Raw genomic sequence first — 16,935 nt, 5'->3', positions numbered from 1 at the left:
CTAAACGAAAAAAACCTGATATTTATCATAAAGTAACCCTAAAAGAATAATAAATTTACGAAATCGATTTCGACTATAACTAAAGTTTTAATGAAAATACTACAACGTTGTATTGTTGAAACATGGTTTTTCGGATAGCGTTCACGAAATCGATTTCAAAAATTATTTTTCTAACTTATTCAAAAACAGCCTCTAAAAATGACATTTATCAGTAATTATGATGCTGTTATTCTTTTAATTTGTTAAAAAATTTTAATAATAATTTAAATTTTAATCATATGTTCGAATGGTTCAAATTTTTGTTTACTCCGACCGATGAGCCGGAAATGACACAATCTTTAATCGTTTTATTTTTAACTATCAGCTTAGGTTTCTTTGCCGGTAAACTAAAAATTGGCAAAGTGTCGTTGGGTGTTTCTGCAGTAATGTTTATTGGTTTATTTTTAGGTCACTTAGGTTTTAGCATGCAAGCTGATCTTATACAATTTGTAAGAGAGTTTGGTTTAATATTGTTTGTTTACGGAATTGGTATACAAGTAGGTCCTACTTTCTTTTCTTCCTTTAAAAAAGAAGGATTGGTTTTCAACTTACTTGGTGTGGGTACAGTATTTTTAGGAGGTATCATCACCTATTTGATTCATATTTTAGCAGACATTAAAGTTGAAAACGCGGTAGGTTTAATGTCAGGGTCTGTAACCAATACCCCTGGTTTAGGAGCTGCTAAATCAACTTTAATTGAAATTCAAAATCAATTAAAACTACCTGTAGATCACTTTTCAGATCCCGCTATTGCATATGCTATTACCTATCCGATTGGGGTTTTTGGAATAATTCTTTTAATTATTGTAGCCAAAAATGTTTTGAAAATCGACTTACACAAGGAAGTGATCATGTTGAAAAAACAAAACAAAGAAGAAGAAAATGTTATTGTTAGACAAAAATGTAGGGTTACCAAACCTGAGGTCATTGGTAAAACCATCAAACAAGTTCTAAAAGAGTACGATATTAAGGATGTTATTATCTCTAGACAAAAACAAAGTGGTTCGAAAGTGGTTTTTGCTCCTTCAGTAGACTCTGTTTTGAAACATAAAGACGTGTTGATGGTAGTAGCCAAACAAAAAGACATTAATACATTTATTGATATTGTTGGTAAAACTTCAACAGATTTATTTATTGAATCCGAGGAAGATATCACAACAAGAATTTTGAGTGTAACCCACAAAACTGCCGTTCATAAAACTTTGGCCGAATTAGATTTGTACAATCAATTCGATGTAAAAGTAACTCGTGTGATTCGTTCTGGTTTAGAAATATTGGCACAACCCTCATTAGAATTGTACTACGGTGATACCTTAATGGTTGTTGGTAATCATGCCGCTATTGAAGAAGTAGAGAAAATCATTGGAAACTCTAAAAAATTATTACTTGAACCTGATTTCTTATCCCTTTTTGGAGGATTAATCTTTGGTTTAATCATTGGATCTATTCCTATTATGATTCCATCCTTGCCAGTTCCACTTAAATTAGGTTTGGCCGCTGGACCACTTTTAGCCGCTCTTTTCATAAGTAGATATGGAGGTGTTGGTGTGATTCATTCTTATATCAATAATGGTGCGATTCACTTTATGAAAGATTTTGGAATTTGTATGTTCTTTGCTGCTGTGGGTATCAAAGCTGGTCATGGTTTCTATGAAAATTTCATTGCAAATAATGGTTGGATGTGGTTGTATTATGGATGTTACATCACTTTTATCCCATTGACAATATTGATTATATTAAGCCGTTTTGTTTTCAAACTCAACTTCTATCAAATGGTAGGAATTATGAGTGGAGCTTATACCGACCCTGCGGCTTTAGCTTTTAGTAACAAGTACTTAGATTCTGACATTCCTAATCAATCGTATGCTACGGTATATCCTTTGGTTACGATAAGTCGAATATTGGTAGCACAGTTACTTATCTTACTCTTTGCGAGTTAATTGTTTTTTGTTAGTTTCAATTTCAAAAAAAAGGATGTCTAGCTTATGTAGACATCCTTTTTTAATTAACAACAAAAAAAAATTAATCTTCTTCTTCCATTTGAACATCGCTTGGAATAGCAATTTTTCGTATCTCGGTATGACGAATTTCTCCTCCTGTGGTTCCGGTTTGTTGTGCTAAAAACACGGCAACTATTGCAATAGTTACTGCTAAAATGGAAACCAAAGATGATTTAGCCGATTTCTTGTAACTCAAATACAATCCAACCAAAGAAGTTAGCCCCAAAGCATAAAGTACTACGGCCAATTTCTCTGCCATTTCTTCGTGTTCGTGAATAATATCATGACCAATGTTAGGCATATCTTCTACCAATTCCTCTGCTCCTTCTCCAGTTGCCATACTCACTGCAGCAAAAATAGCCGCAATAATGAACAGAAAAAACGCTGTATTCTTTACCGAATTGTTCTTCAAAAACAACCCAACCACTAAAACTCCTAATCCTAAAATCGTCCCGATAATAGGAAAATGGTTCACCACTAGGTGCAAATGTGCTTCATTCATAAGTATTTATAGTTTTGGTTAATATTTTTATTCTGCTACATCAAAAACGCCTTTGGTTAATATTTTAGTAGAAGCATTGATGAATGTATTTGGGATTATTTCACTAAAATCCTCATTTTGTTCTCCTAAAGATACAGCAAATTTCTTAAAGGCATAACCATTCTTGTTGGTAACCAAAGTAAAAACGTAGTGTTTATTGTTCTCTTTCACAATAGCTTCGGTAGGTACCGCTAAGCCTTTTTTAGTATCAAAAACAATAGCCGCTTCCACAAACATGCCTGTAAGTAATTTTTGCTTGGTTTCGTCTTCTAAATGTCCGTGAACATTGATGGTTCTATCATTGCCTTCTATGGATTTCCCTACCAAATGCACTTCTCCATTAAACACTTCCTTAGTCGCTTCAGGAACGGTAAATTTGATTTTTTGCCCTTTACTCACTTTCAAAATATCTTTTTCAAACACAGCTAATTCTAAATGCAAGTGATCTGTATCAACAATTTCTAGAATGACATCTTCGGGTGCCATCAGCATTCCCACATTGGCATTCATAATCACAATATCCCCAGTAATAGGAGCATAAATGGTTATCACCGACGTAAACTTCCCTTTTTCGACCTGAACAGGGCTAATATGCATCAAAATCAGTTTTTGTTTCAAACTCTGATAGGTTGCCAAAGCTCTTTTGTACTCACTTTCCGCCTTGAAATAGTTCTTTTGAGAGGTGATTTTTTCATCATACAGAGTCTTTTGTCGAACAAATTCCGATTTGAGATACTTTAACTGCTCGGCAACTTCTAAATATTCTTTTTGAATATCAATAAATGCCGTATTTTCAAGAGTTAACAAAGCTTGTCCTTTACGAACTCTGTCTCCCACCAAAAGTTGTGTGCTTTTGACATAACCACCTATGAAAGTGGTGACTTTCGCTCTGTTTTGAGGCGGAACATCAATCTTGCCTGACACTTTTATCGTTTCGTCAAAATCTTTCATTACAGGGCTGCTAATTACCATTCCTGCGGATTGAAATTGAGCCTGAGTAACTCTAACCAAACCATCGTCTTCTGTTGTTGCTGGTGTAGTTTCTTCTTTTTTACAGCCTATAAAAAGCAGTGTAAACACTAATATATACAGTTGTTTTTTCATATTGATAAACTAATAATTAAGGTAGTGTAATTCTAATTGATTGCTGTTGAATTGCAGTACAGCTTCTACATATTCTATTTTTATAGATACTGCATTTTCTAAACTCTGAATGTATTGAAAAAAGTCTATTTCTCCGTTTTTATAGCTGCTATTCGCAACTTTTATGATTTCTTCAGATAATTTTTTCCCAGTGGCGTTGTAATAATTGATGCTTTCTTGGTACTTGGCAATTTCATTTTGCTGTTGACGGATAAATTGCGTCATTTTTTGTTCTTGATTAAGCTTTTGCTCTTCCCAACTTTGTGATTCTAGTTGGGCTACTTTGGTTTTAGACACATTGCCAGAGAATAAAATGGGAACCGCAATACCTACTTGAAAACCATACAAAGATTGCGACAGACCGTTATTTCGTCCCTGAAAATATTCCAAATTCAAATCGGGTAGCCAATGTTGTTTTTGCAAGCTAACCTGCGATTTATACATTTTACTAATACTCTCTAAATAAGTAGTATGGATAGCTTTATTTGATGTAGTATCCAAAGTAGCCATTGGTACTAATTCTTTCTCAAGAATGCTTATTTTTTCGTCGGATTGCACCAAAGCTTGCAAGGATTCGTATTGTGCTTTTTTCTCAAAATTGATTTGGGTGAGTTTGGTTTTAATTTGTCTGTATTTCGATTGCGCTGTAATTTTTTCTAAATAATTAGTTTCTCCCAATTCGAAACGACGGTCGCTGGCTTTAGAGAAATTTTGGTACAAACTATCCAAATATGAGTACAAACGTTCCTGATGTTGCCAATACACGATTTGATCATAGGTTTTGGCTACTTGCAGTGAAAGTTTATTTTTTTGAAGCTCAAAATTAGCTTTCTCTTTCTCAAATTCTGAGGTATTCGCTTTCTTTTGTACGCCATAAACGGTAGGAAACAAAAAGCGTTGCTGTACTCCAAAAACTTTTAGCGGTAAATTATTCAAGGCCAAATTATTTTGATCGTACGAATAATACACATTGGTTTTTTCGAAGGTGAAACTGCTCTTGATGTTCTCTTGCATTTTATTGACTTGCAATGCGGCAGCCTTGATACCTTTGTTGTTTTCAAGAGCTTTGGTTATTAAAGCCTCACGTGACATTTGTGTGTTTTGGGCAAATCCAAAACTACTAGCCAATAAAAGTAAAATAACAGTAAGGTGCTTTTTGCCTTTTTTCAATTTGGGTCTTTTAAATTCTTTTGAATCAAAGACTTTAAACAGAATCGGCAATACAATTAAGGTTAAAACCGTAGCGGTAAAAAGTCCACCAATCACTACGGTAGCCAAAGGACGTTGCACCTCTGCCCCAGCCGATGAGGAAATCGCCATTGGTAAAAAACCTAAAGCGGCAGCGGCGGCTGTCAATAAAACGGGACGCAAACGGTCGGTAGTTCCTTTCAAAATTAAGGCATTCATATCGGTCATTCCTTGATGTTTTAGTTCTTTAAAGTGTTCAATCAACACAATACCATTCAATACAGCGATACCAAAAAGAGCGATAAAACCAACCCCTGCCGAAATACTAAAAGGCAAATCGCGAATCCACAACAACAAAATGCCTCCCACTGCCGATAAAGGAATCGCCGAATACACCATCAAAGCTTCTTTCATTGAGCCAAAAGCAAAATGCAACAGTATAAATATCAACAATAAAGCGATAGGAACAGCAATAAGCAATCGGGCTTTGGCACTTTCTAAATTTTCGAATTGCCCTCCATATTTCACATAATAACCTGCTGGCAATTTGATTTGTGTATCTACAATCTTTTGAATATCGGTCACTACACTTTGTAAATCTCGATTTCTAACATTGATTCCCACTACAATGCGTCGATTGGTATTGTCACGCGATATTTTGGCTGGACCTTCAGCATATTCAATGGTAGCCAACTCATTCAACGGAATTTGAGCACTATTGGGAACCGTAACATATAAGTTTTTCAAATCCTCGATACTCTTTCTGTTGGTTTGGTCTAAACGAATCACCATATCGAATCGTTTTTCGCCTTCAAAAACATTTCCCACTACTTTTCCAGCGAAGCTCAGCGCGATGGCATCGTTCAAATCTTCAATATTCAAACCGTAGCGCGCAATTTTGGAGCGGTCGTATTGTACATACATTTGAGGTAAACCTTCTGTTTTTTCAATAATAACATCGGAAGCACCAGGTACTTTTTTGATGGCGCGTTCTATTTCGTGCGCTTTTCTAGCCAAAACATCCAAATCGGTTCCGAAAATCTTAATCGCAACATCAGAACGGGTTCCAGAAATCAACTCATTAAAACGCATTTCAATAGGTTGTGTAAACTCGATTTCCATATTTGGAATCTGAGCGTTTAATGCTTCTTTGATTTTATCGGCCAATTCATCTTTGGAAGTGGCAGAAACCCATTCTGATTTAGGTTTTAGTTTCACAATAATATCGCTTTCCTCCATCGACATTGGGTCGGTTGGGACTTCGGCAGCACCAATTCTAGATACTACTTGCGCTACTTCAGGGAAATTTTTCAATATGATTTTCTCCATTTTAGTAGTGGTTTCGATGGTTTTGGTCAAAGAAGTTCCTGTTTTTAATACAGGTTGAATCACAAAATCTCCTTCATCTAAGGTCGGAATAAATTCACCTCCCATCGTACTAAACACGACACTAGAAAACACTAATAACGCAATGGCTCCGTACAATACTTTTTTGGTATTATCCAAAGCCCAAGTAATGGTGGGGACATACCAAGAATTTAATTTACGGATTAGCTTCTCTGAAATAGAATTTGGATTTTCTTTTGTTGGTTTTAAAAACATAGAAGCTACAACAGGAACATAAGTAAAACAGAAAATCATCGCGCCCAATAAAGCAAAACTAAACGTCATTGCCATAGGTTTGAACATTTTTCCTTCGATACCTGATAATGACAAAATAGGAATGAAAACAATCAAAATGATTAACTGACCAAAAATGGCAGAATTCATCATTTTTGAAGCACTTTTATAAGTAATTTGATCAATCTCTATTTGACGATTTTCTTTGTTTAATCCTGCCAAATGTGCCGAATTTTGTGCAATTTGAAAGGCAATGAACTCCACAATAATTACCGCTCCATCGATAATAATTCCAAAATCAATGGCACCTAAGCTCATCAAATTGGCATCTACGCCAAAAATATTCATAAACGAAATAGCAAACAGCAAACACAACGGAATCACCGAAGCTACGACCAATCCAGAACGCCAATTGCCAAGCAATACAACCACCACAAAGATTACAATCAAGCAACCTAAAATTAAGTTTTCGGCTACTGTAAAAGTGGTTTTTGCTACCAATTCGCTTCGTTCTAAAAAGCCATTAATATACACCCCTTCTGGTAGCGATTTTTGTATTTCGGCAACTCTGTCTTTGACATCACTAATGACTTGCTTAGAGTTGGCTCCTTTGAGCATCATCACTTGTCCGAGTACCTTCTCACCTTCTCCGTTTCCAGTAATCGCTCCAAAACGATTGGCGTGACCAAATTGTACTTTGGCGATATTTTTAATCAAAACGGGAAGACCATTGGTGTTTTTAACCACAATATTTTCAATATCCTGAATACTATTGACTTTTCCTTCACCGCGAATGAAATAACTTTGATTCGTTTTTTCGATATAAGCCCCACCTGCAATGCTGTTATTTTTCTCTAAAGCGGTAAAAATTTCGGTCAAGCTACAATTCATTGCCTTCAATTCAGAAGGACGAATACTGATTTCGTATTGTTTTAAATAACCACCCCAAGTATTGATTTCGACCACACCATTAATTCCAGATAATTGTCGTTTGACAATCCAATCCTGAATCGTTCTCAGATCGGTTATGGAATAGTTGTTTCTAAACTGAGGTTTTACCTCCAAAGTGTATTGGTAAATTTCGCCCAATCCAGTGGTAATTGGTCCCATTTCGGGTGTGCCAAAACCTTCGGGGATTTTTTCGGATGCCGCTTTTATCTTTTCGGCGATTAATTGACGAGGCAAATACGTTCCTAAATCGTCATCAAAAACAATGGTAACGACCGATAATCCAAATTTTGAAATAGAACGAATTTCTTTTACGCCTGGTAAATTGGCCATTTCAATCTCTACGGGGTATGTAATAAATTGCTCAATATCTTGAGTAGAGAGATTGCGCGAAGTGGTAATCACTTGCACTTGATTATTGGTAACATCAGGAACAGCGCCAATAGAAATTTGGAATACAGAGAACAATCCGAATCCGAACACGCTCAAAGTAAACAATAATACAATGAGTTTATTGTTGATAGAAAATGCTATGATTTTATTCAGCATACTAATAAATTAAAAATTATACGTTAGAATCATTAGTTACCCAATAATTCACAAAGACTATTTATCAAAAAGATAATTAGCATTACAATAACTTTTAAACTAGTTTAGGTGGTTGCCAAATAGCACTAAATACATTAGAAATATACCATTCTTTGTAAATAGGAAGTGTTTGATTTACAAGAATTAGAACCGGTTCCATTAAAGTAAAAATGGAGTGAGGTTCAGCATAAGCCAAAACTATTGTGTCTAGGTTGATAGTTTGGCTTTTGAAGGGTAAGTTTTCGTGCTTGTCGTGACCATCAGTATCGGTGTGCTTGTTTAAATTATTATAGTGACTGATAGTAAAATCGATAAACGAAAAGGCTTGCTCTTGGTTGTGATTTTGATGTTCTAAATAATGCTGAACCAAATTGGGTATTTTGAATAACTGTCCTATTTCTGTGTTGGAATACACAAAAACAAATAAGAAAAATAAAGTCGTTATTTTTTTGACAGACATATTCAACTACTTTCACAGGTTACAGCCTCTAGCTAGAGTACAAAAGTAAGTGGTAAATATATGAAAAAACTTAAGAACGGCTTAAAAAGAGATTAATGAAAACTTAAAACAACTTGGGTACCTTTCCCGGTTTCACTATCAATTTCAACAGTCATAGGGAGTAATTCTGCAATTCGTTTCACTATAGAAAGCCCTAATCCAGAACCTTTTATATTGGGATGATTGGTCGGTTCCGAACGATAAAAAGGGTTGTATATTTTATCCAAATCGGCTTTGGCTATCCCAATTCCTTGGTCGGTAATGATGCAGTGGGTGCCTTTTTCGTCTTTATTCAAATAAATGGTGATTACAGTGTTTTCTCCAGAATACTTGATGGCGTTACTGATGATATTTCCAATGATAATCGCCACTAAATAATGATCGGATTCGATATAAAAATCAGAAGAGAATTGGGTAACAACGGTTGTTTTTTTAGATTTTATCTTCTCAGAATACATCGTTAAAGTATCCAAAATCAATGCGTTCAAATACACCTTTTCAATTTTTAATTGTTGTTTTTGATTTTCGAAACGCGCCAACAACAATAATTGGTCCACCAAATTATTCAGTCGATTGACTTCTTTGATACTGTATGCAATTTTTTCTTCGTATTCTGCTTGTGTTCTTGGTTTTCGTATCAAAACTTCCAAAGTACCTTTTAAAACTGTTAGCGGTGTTCTTAATTCGTGTGAAGCATCCGAAGTGAATTGTTTTTCGCGCTCTACAGCATTTTCTATTCGATCTAACAAATCATTGATGGTTTTGGAAAGCGTGTAAAGTTCGTCTTTGTTTTGAGGCAAAACGATACGTCCTTTTAGATTGTCTTTGGTAATGTTACTAGACGTTTCGGTGATAGCAGTAACAGGTTTTATGCTTCTGCCTGCAATCAATCGAGCAATCAGGAACAGTAAAATGAGTATTAAAGGAAAAGAGAGTGCAAGAGTATTACGCAAGTTGGTCAAAATCATTTGTGCATCATCTAATGACATGGCTACAAACAGATGACCTACAATTTTTTGTTCGTCATACAGCGGAACTTGAATCTGACGAATGGGCGTTTTATTTAAATAGGTATCAATGAATATGTTGTCCAAAGACTCTTTATACATTTTAAGCTGCAAGCCTTTCAAATTAGGAGATTTGTCAATTAATTGATTGTTACCATCAAAAAACTGCACAAAAACAGGGTTGACATTTACAGTATTGTGTTCTCTAGCTCGCCACTGATCGACTTGAATTAAATAGGTATTGTTGCGATCGATTTCAATTTCTTCTAAATGCTTTTGAACTTCAGTTTGAATGTCTTCATTGATATGGGTGTTCACATTGTATTTCATACTTTGATAAATCACAATGAAAACGACAGAAATTAAGAGCCCCGTGCTCAAAATATAGTTAAAGGCAATTCTGTCTTTGTATGAAAATGAAAACATATTTATGAAAAATTAATCATTAGCAATATAGCCAACGCCACGAATGGTTTTAATAAGATCTTCTTCTTTATTGAGGTTGAGTTTTTTTCGGATGGCGTTCATAAACACGTCAATTACACCGGTATCGTATTCAAAATGAATGTCCCAAACGTCCTCAATAATTTGATTTCGAGTACAAACCTTACCTTTATTTTTGATTAAATATACTAATAATTCATATTCGCGTTGCGTAAGATTAACTTCTTGATCGCCCTGCAGCACTTGATGTTTGGACGGATCAATGCTGATGTTGCCCAAAACCAATAGGTCATTGGAAACGGTATTTCTAAAATGAATTTTAATTCGTTCAATTAATTCATCAAAACTAAAAGGTTTTTTGATGTAATCATTCGCTCCAGCTTTCAAACCTTCTATCGTTTCTTGTACAGTATCTCTAGCAGTCAAAAACAAAATAGGCGTTTGAATATTGGCTTTTCGAATGGCTTTACAAATGTCTATTCCGTGCATTTTTGGTAGCATCCAATCCAATAAAATAACGTTTACTTTTTGCTGTAAAGCCAAGGCTAAACCTGCTTCGCCATCGTAAGCTACCAATACTGAATAGCCCTCTTCTTCTAAACCTTGTTTAAGAAAATCAGCAATTCCAACTTCGTCTTCTACAATAAGAATTTTCATAGTTACTGCATTAAAAATTTAAATGCTAAAGATACTATGTCTGCCTTCAAACCATCACTTCTATCATAATGATTGTACCTAAAATCAATATTTTTCAAACCAAACTTCCAAATATTTGCTTTTGTAAAAATATCGGTATAATTGACTCCAAATCCATATTGATTGGCATCAAAAGCAGACAAATCATAGTCAGAAGTATAGTATTGATCTGTTGATAAATGCGTATTGATTGGTGCAAAATAGTCTGAAGCCGTTTGTGTATAATAACGATACATTGGAAAAATGGTAAAACGGTCTGTTACTTTGATTGGTAATTCAATACTTGCAGTATGTGACTGTACTCCCCAGTTATCGGTATAGAATCGATAATAAGTCCTTAGTACAAAACGTTCATTGATGTAATAATGCAACCTCGCTCCTATGGGCAGTTTAAATCTTGAATCTGGTAAGCGTTCTATATCATTGGCTAATTGAAAATCATTGATAAAGGAAGCATACACATCTTTAAAATACACCCTTTGATAAGGCGTAGATAATAAACCTTGTTGTTGTAAGACATCCAAGAAAACGGATGCTTGCATTTTTTTATTTATCACTTGCGATAAACTTAAAGACAGAGAATAAGAATTTCTTTTCTTATCCTTATGAAATTCAAATTGACTCGGATTATAAGCTGTATTTCCTGTTATGGTGAAAAAATCAAATATTCCACCGTTTAAATTATCTCCATTATTTTTAAAATCCTGTAGTTCTTTCGGATAAATAGGTTTCCAAGTATCCAAATAGGCACTAGCAGAAAGGCTTACTTCTGTATTTTTGTCATTAAATTCTTTGGTCACTCCACCACCAAATCCAATAGAAGAATAATCATATTCCACCGAACCAGAAACGTGAGCATTCCAAATCGTGTTTCTGTCATCAGAACTTGCAGAATACGATAAAGCTAAACTAGTCAATTGATCCGATTGTGATGCTCCTGAACTGGATTGCCAAGGGTTTGGTGTATTGCTATCAAAAGGATTAATATTACTCGATGAAGCAGAAGAATAAGCGGAAATACCAACATCGGCTGTGAGTACTTCATCATCGCTTAAGGGCATGGCTACCACTATAGCGGCCGTAACATCAGTTAAGTTCTCGGTTCCACTTCCTCCAGAAACAGCCGAGTGTATCCCATCTTGTTTATAATAACTAAACAAAAAATCGACTTCGGTAGTTTCTAATACTCTTTTCTTGAATCCAACTGTTGTAGAGTCTATCTGCTGTCCATTGGCAAAGAAAACAATACTCAGTAATAGAATGGATAGGGCTTTTTTCATTATCTATATTTCAATTAAATATTTTTTTTGAGAATCTAGTTACATCCACAACCACCACCAGTTTTTCCTCCGTTAGCTCCAGCAGAAGCTTCTCTGTAAACCTGAAAAGTGGTTTCATATCGTTCTGATGCTCTTGCAGCAAGCTTCATATCAGGGTCATTTATAGCTACTTTTTCATATTCTTTTACAGTAGTACAAGATTGTAAAGCGGCGACTAGTATACTAGCAAAAAGTATTTTTTTCATTAGTTAAACTTTTTAATATCAATATTTTTAGAGGTATGTATTTCTCCTTTATCGTCAACAATTATACATCCAATACCTTTTAGTTGGTTCACCAAATCCAAACCAACATCTACACCCAAAACAAAAATTCCTGTAGCAAGCGCATCAGCAATTTCGGTTTGTTTAGCAAAAACAGAAACACTGACCACTCCTTGAGCTGGATAACCGGTTCTAGGATCAATAATATGAGAATAGCGTTTGCCATTAAAAACCACAAATTTTTCATAACTCCCAGAGGTCTCAACTGCACTATTTTCGAGTGGAAAAGTGGCAAAAACTTTACTTTTATTCATTGGATTGACAATCGCTACTGTCCAAGGTTTACCTGTCGTTTGATAGCCCCAAGCGTTAATATCGCCAGATACATTTACAATTCCAGAGGTACAGCCTTTAGATAGCAACAAATCTTTGATTTTATCAGCAATATAGCCTTGACCAATACCGCCTAAACCTAATTTCATTCCTTTTTCTTTCAAATAAATAGTCTGAGCTTTAGCATCTAATACAATTTTTTGATACCCAATTCTGGCTACCGATTGTTTGATGGCTTCGGGAGTGGGCATAGCCTTCATGCTTCCGTCAAATTTCCAAATTTTATCCATCGATGCATACGAAATATCAAAAGCGCCAGAAGTAAGCTGTGATACTTTTATAGCACGTTCTACCAAATCATAGACTTCTTTATCAACTTTTACGGGTTGAATTCCTGCATTTTTACTTACCTGAGATATTTGTGTGGTTGGAATCCAATCTGAAATTAAATTTTCAATACGCTTCACTTCGGCTACCGCCATATCAATGTAAATGTTGCCTTGAATGGTATCTTTAGCAACAACCGTCATTTCAAAAGGGCTTCCTAACATATACAATTTTCGCTTATGGGTCACTTGCCCAAAAGCGAAAATGGATGTCAAAAGAAATAAAAGAATTATTTTTTTCATTTTTTCTTTAAAGAATGAATCAATTGAATATACTCATTGGCAGGGACATTTTTAAAACCTGTCATTCCTAAAACTTTTCCAGTCTTATCTAGTAATACAACCAAAGGAAAGCTTCCGCCACGATTGTATTTTTCGGCTAATTTTTGATTTGCAGCAGTTAAATCAGGAGCTAATTGATTGGCTTTTTTCTTTGGGAAATCTGCTTTGTAAATAATCCAACTTTTTTCTGCTTCTTGTTTGAAGGCTTCTGATTTCCAAACTACTTGATCTAACTTCATACACGGCGCACACCAATCAGACCCAGAAAAAACCAAAACAATATTTTTATCTAATTTATTCGCTTCGGCTTTTGCTTCTTCAAAGTTGGTTCTCCAGTTTTGAGAAAAACCAATGGCAGTCAAAAAAAACAACAGCATTAAGGCTTTTAATTTCATGTTCAAAACAATTAAATTTAGTATAGTAAAAGTATTCTATTAATCCTAAAACTCAACTTGTCATTTCTTAATTTAAGGGAATCTTAATTTAAAATGAATCATAAAAAAACATTAAGTGAATCTTAAATTTAATATCAAATTAAAGTAAACATTTTATTCTAAATTTGCAAAAAAAACACAATGCCCCTTTTAAAAAAACTTACCCCATTTTACTACTTATCTTTATTTTATCTTCTACTTAGTTTTGTCTTGAGAACGGTCTTGATGGTACACCCCATTACTCAAAGTTCTTTTTCTTTACTAGAAATTATTAAAATTTACGGACTTGGACTTTGTTCCGATGTGTTTGTATTCATTATTGCCAGTGGATTTCTTTGGCTTTATTTAATTTTTATTTCCAATTCAAAATACAATAAGCCTTACGGTTATATCATTTTTGGTTTACTACTCACTTTATTTACTTATGTAACCATAGGAAATACTATTTTAGACGAATATGGTGGTGCTTTACCCAAAATTGGAATTGCCTTTATCGGAATCAAGACCTTACTGTTTGGGTTATTTTTGTTTCTACCCCAATACCGTGAACGTTTGCGCTTGTGGATGTATAGTTTTGTAATTTTTTTATATGTTTTACTGCTTTTACAAAATGCAATTAGTGAATACTTTTTTTGGAACGAATTTGGAGTAAAATACAACTTCATCGCAGTCAATTATTTGATTTATACCAATGAAGTAATTGGCAACATCATGGAATCGTATCCTGTGATTCCAATTTTTTCAGCCTTATTCGTTGTGGTTGGAATCATAACTTTTTTTATTGTTAGAAGAACGAAAAGCTACTTGATTGAACTACCTACTTTCAAAGAAAAAATGAATGTATCTCTGGTTTTCTTTAGTTTTTTTACCCTTTCTTTTTGGGCTATTCCTACTCTGGCCAAAAATGAAAATTCTACGAATATTTTTACTAATGAATTACAATCCAACGGAATTTATAAATTCTACTTGGCATTTATGAATAGTGAATTGGATTATTTTAAGTTTTACAAAACGATGCCTAAAAATGAAGCTTATACCCTTTTACACGAGTTATTACTAGGCACAAAAGATTCAAATTCATTAAGAACGATTACTTCTGATACTTCCGAAGTTAAAAAAAATGTGGTACTTATTACTATTGAAAGTCTAAGTGCCGATTTTATGAAACGATACGGTAATGAAAACAACATCACCCCATTCTTGGATAGCTTAGCTGATAAAAGTTTAGAATTTACCAATCTATATGCCGTTGGAAATAGAACCGTAAGAGGTCTTGAAGCCGTAACACTTTGTTTGCCCCCAACTGCTGGCGAAAGTGTGGTAAAAAGAAAAGATAATAAGAATAAATTCAGCACCGCAGCTGTTTTCAAAAAGAAAGGTTATAAAGTAAATTATTTATATGGTGGAGATGCTTTCTTTGATAACATGGAATCTTTCTTTGGAGGAAATGGGTACAACATAATCGATAAAAAAACATTTCAACCTCAAGAAATTACATTCGCAAATGTATGGGGTGTTTGTGATGAAGATATGGCGAAAAAAGCGATTCAAACTATGAATGCTGATGCTAAAACAGGTAAACCATTCTTTTCCCATTGGATGACAGTAAGTAACCACAGACCCTTTACTTATCCCAACAACAAAATTGATATTCCTGGCGATGCGAAATCTCGTGAAGGTGGCGTAAAATATACGGATTACGCACTGAAACAGTTCTTCAAAATGGCTAAAAAACAGCCTTGGTTCAAAAATACGCTTTTTGTTATCGTTTCCGATCATTGTGCATCGAGTGCTGGAAAAATTGAATTACCGTTAGATAAATACAGAATTCCCGCCTTTATTTATGACCCAAATCGAAGTGACAAAAGAGAATACAACAAATTGATGTCTCAAATTGACATTATGCCAACAGTTTTCGGAATGCTCCATTTTGATTATAAAAGCAAATTTTACGGGCAAGATGTACTGCAACCCAACTATCAACCTAGAGCTTTTATTGCAACCTATCAAGACTTAGGATTAATTAAAGATTCCGTATTAACCATTCTTTCGCCTAAACAGAAAGTAAAACAGTTCAACATTCTACTAAAACCAGAACTTAACATCCCAAATGAATACCAAACTCATTATGAAGAAATTGAATTACATAAACTAAATGTAAAAAAAATGAAAGAGACCATTTCGTATTACCAAACAGCCTCTTTACTATTAAAAAACAAAATGTATAACACTACAAATTAACTCAGTTTCAAAATGACAAATAATGAAGATGAGGCAATAAAAACCCACAAAAGCACACCTTGCAACAAGGGTTTTACCCCTACTTCTTTCAATTTACTGATGTTTAATCCCGAACCAATTAAGAATAAAGTAACCGTTAAACCTAATTTAGCAACAGTAACAAAATAAGGCGCCACAACAGATACAGAGGGTACATAGGTATTAACCACTAATGCCAAAATAAATAAGAAAATAAAATAGGGAATTTTTACTTTGCTCTTTCCGTTTTTGAATAGATAAGAAGATCCCAAAGCGATAGGAATAATCCACAATGCTCTAGCCAGTTTTACCGTTGTAGCAACTTGCAAAGCCTCAGTTCCAAATTTATTGGCCGCTCCTACTACTGAACTTGTATCATGAATAGCAATTGCGCACCACAATCCAAAATCATTTTGGGAAAGCGATAACCAATGCCCTATTGCAGGAAACAAAAACAAAGCTACTGAGTTTAGAATAAAAATCACCCCTAAACCAACCGATGTTTGATTCTCATTCGACTTGACAACAGGAGCAATAGCCGCTATGGCGCTTCCACCACAAATTGCAGTACCACAAGAAATCAAGTGTGATATTTTCTTGTCTATCCCCATCCATTTCCCAACAAAAAAACCTAAAATTAACGTAGCAAAAATGGAAACTACAGTAAATAGAAACCCTTCTTTCCCTGCTGCAATAGCACTATGTAAATTCATCCCAAAACCAAGTCCAACAACTGAAACTTGCAATAAAATTGAAGTAGCTTTATGATTTAAGTGCAAAAATGGATGTCCAAATAAATTAGCTATTACTAAACCAATTAATAAAGCAACAGGAGGTGAAATTATAGGAAAAACTACGCAAGAAACTAATAATAGTATAAAAATGACCTGTTGTGTTGTCCTATTTAAAGAAAATAAATGTTGTTTTGGGGTGTCGTGGGTATCTGAAATAGTTTTCATTTTGATATTTGTTAAAATTACTTTGC

13 protein-coding genes are annotated in these 16,935 nt (G+C 34.5%); 2 read left to right on the top strand and 11 right to left on the bottom strand.

Annotation, left to right across the window (positions count from 1 at the left end; all coding sequences use genetic code 11):
* Window positions 1-278 precede the first annotated feature (278 nt).
* A complete protein-coding gene (locus tag ACZIX2_RS04565) occupies window positions 279-1,979 on the top strand; it encodes a putative transporter (protein WP_463338898.1) in 1,701 nt (566 codons plus the stop codon).
* 82 nt (window positions 1,980-2,061) lie between these two features.
* Here the strand turns inward: ACZIX2_RS04565 and ACZIX2_RS04560 are convergent, their stop codons facing one another.
* The 10 genes from ACZIX2_RS04560 to ACZIX2_RS04515 all read right to left on the bottom strand — a co-directional run bounded on the left by ACZIX2_RS04560 (window position 2,062) and on the right by ACZIX2_RS04515 (window position 13,652).
* On the bottom strand, window positions 2,062-2,541 hold the full coding sequence (locus tag ACZIX2_RS04560) for a DUF2231 domain-containing protein (protein WP_463338897.1): 480 nt from the start codon (window positions 2,539-2,541) through the stop codon (window positions 2,062-2,064).
* 27 nt (window positions 2,542-2,568) lie between these two features.
* Entirely contained in the window at window positions 2,569-3,684 is a 1,116-nt protein-coding gene (locus ACZIX2_RS04555; RefSeq protein WP_463338896.1) for an efflux RND transporter periplasmic adaptor subunit, read from the bottom strand.
* A gap of 9 nt (window positions 3,685-3,693) precedes the next feature.
* Window positions 3,694-8,028 (bottom strand): CusA/CzcA family heavy metal efflux RND transporter, encoded by a 4,335-nt coding sequence (locus ACZIX2_RS04550; RefSeq protein WP_463338895.1) that lies wholly within the window; start codon window positions 8,026-8,028, stop codon window positions 3,694-3,696.
* 94 nt (window positions 8,029-8,122) lie between these two features.
* Window positions 8,123-8,527, bottom strand: coding sequence for a hypothetical protein (locus tag ACZIX2_RS04545; RefSeq protein WP_463338894.1), 405 nt, complete (start codon window positions 8,525-8,527; stop codon window positions 8,123-8,125).
* Between the two features lie 92 nt (window positions 8,528-8,619).
* Entirely contained in the window at window positions 8,620-9,999 is a 1,380-nt protein-coding gene (locus tag ACZIX2_RS04540; protein ID WP_463338893.1) for a sensor histidine kinase, read from the bottom strand.
* Window positions 10,000-10,011: 12 nt separating this feature from the next.
* Window positions 10,012-10,674 (bottom strand): response regulator transcription factor, encoded by a 663-nt coding sequence (locus ACZIX2_RS04535; RefSeq protein WP_463338892.1) that lies wholly within the window; start codon window positions 10,672-10,674, stop codon window positions 10,012-10,014.
* 2 nt (window positions 10,675-10,676) lie between these two features.
* Entirely contained in the window at window positions 10,677-11,993 is a 1,317-nt protein-coding gene (locus tag ACZIX2_RS04530; protein ID WP_463338891.1) for a DUF3570 domain-containing protein, read from the bottom strand.
* A gap of 35 nt (window positions 11,994-12,028) precedes the next feature.
* Window positions 12,029-12,238, bottom strand: coding sequence for a DUF4266 domain-containing protein (locus tag ACZIX2_RS04525; RefSeq protein WP_438059457.1), 210 nt, complete (start codon window positions 12,236-12,238; stop codon window positions 12,029-12,031).
* Window positions 12,238-13,218 (bottom strand): FAD:protein FMN transferase, encoded by a 981-nt coding sequence (locus ACZIX2_RS04520; RefSeq protein WP_463338890.1) that lies wholly within the window; start codon window positions 13,216-13,218, stop codon window positions 12,238-12,240. Before ACZIX2_RS04520 ends, ACZIX2_RS04525 begins: the two co-directional genes overlap by 1 nt.
* A complete protein-coding gene (locus ACZIX2_RS04515; RefSeq protein WP_463338889.1) occupies window positions 13,215-13,652 on the bottom strand; it encodes a thioredoxin family protein in 438 nt (145 codons plus the stop codon). The genes ACZIX2_RS04520 and ACZIX2_RS04515 overlap by 4 nt, the downstream gene beginning before the upstream one ends.
* Before the next feature lie 180 nt (window positions 13,653-13,832).
* Here ACZIX2_RS04515 and ACZIX2_RS04510 point away from each other — a divergent pair, with 180 nt between their 5' ends.
* Window positions 13,833-15,932, top strand: coding sequence for an LTA synthase family protein (locus ACZIX2_RS04510; RefSeq protein WP_463338888.1), 2,100 nt, complete (start codon window positions 13,833-13,835; stop codon window positions 15,930-15,932).
* Here the strand turns inward: ACZIX2_RS04510 and ACZIX2_RS04505 are convergent.
* Entirely contained in the window at window positions 15,929-16,909 is a 981-nt protein-coding gene (locus ACZIX2_RS04505) for a YeiH family protein (RefSeq protein ID WP_463338887.1), read from the bottom strand. The genes ACZIX2_RS04510 and ACZIX2_RS04505 overlap by 4 nt on opposite strands.
* Window positions 16,910-16,935 lie beyond the last annotated feature (26 nt).

The sequence above is a fragment of the Flavobacterium riviphilum genome (genome assembly GCF_055231795.1).
The sequence above is the reverse complement of the archived record's forward strand: the minus strand, read 5'-3'. Positions and strand labels throughout refer to the sequence as shown.

Bases quoted from the DNA above. Each gene is read 5' to 3' on its own strand.
- ACZIX2_RS04510 (WP_463338888.1), top strand. From the start codon at position 13,833: ATGCCCCTTTTAAAAAAACTTACCCCATTTTACTACTTATCTTTATTT.
- ACZIX2_RS04535 (WP_463338892.1), bottom strand. From the start codon at position 10,674: ATGAAAATTCTTATTGTAGAAGACGAAGTTGGAATTGCTGATTTTCTT.
- ACZIX2_RS04515 (WP_463338889.1), bottom strand. From the start codon at position 13,652: ATGAAATTAAAAGCCTTAATGCTGTTGTTTTTTTTGACTGCCATTGGT.
- ACZIX2_RS04505 (WP_463338887.1), bottom strand. From the start codon at position 16,909: ATGAAAACTATTTCAGATACCCACGACACCCCAAAACAACATTTATTT.
- ACZIX2_RS04530 (WP_463338891.1), bottom strand. From the start codon at position 11,993: ATGAAAAAAGCCCTATCCATTCTATTACTGAGTATTGTTTTCTTTGCC.
- ACZIX2_RS04525 (WP_438059457.1), bottom strand. From the start codon at position 12,238: ATGAAAAAAATACTTTTTGCTAGTATACTAGTCGCCGCTTTACAATCT.
- ACZIX2_RS04520 (WP_463338890.1), bottom strand. From the start codon at position 13,218: ATGAAAAAAATAATTCTTTTATTTCTTTTGACATCCATTTTCGCTTTT.
- ACZIX2_RS04545 (WP_463338894.1), bottom strand. From the start codon at position 8,527: ATGTCTGTCAAAAAAATAACGACTTTATTTTTCTTATTTGTTTTTGTG.
- ACZIX2_RS04550 (WP_463338895.1), bottom strand. From the start codon at position 8,028: ATGCTGAATAAAATCATAGCATTTTCTATCAACAATAAACTCATTGTA.
- ACZIX2_RS04555 (WP_463338896.1), bottom strand. From the start codon at position 3,684: ATGAAAAAACAACTGTATATATTAGTGTTTACACTGCTTTTTATAGGC.
- ACZIX2_RS04540 (WP_463338893.1), bottom strand. From the start codon at position 9,999: ATGTTTTCATTTTCATACAAAGACAGAATTGCCTTTAACTATATTTTG.
- ACZIX2_RS04560 (WP_463338897.1), bottom strand. From the start codon at position 2,541: ATGAATGAAGCACATTTGCACCTAGTGGTGAACCATTTTCCTATTATC.
- ACZIX2_RS04565 (WP_463338898.1), top strand. From the start codon at position 279: ATGTTCGAATGGTTCAAATTTTTGTTTACTCCGACCGATGAGCCGGAA.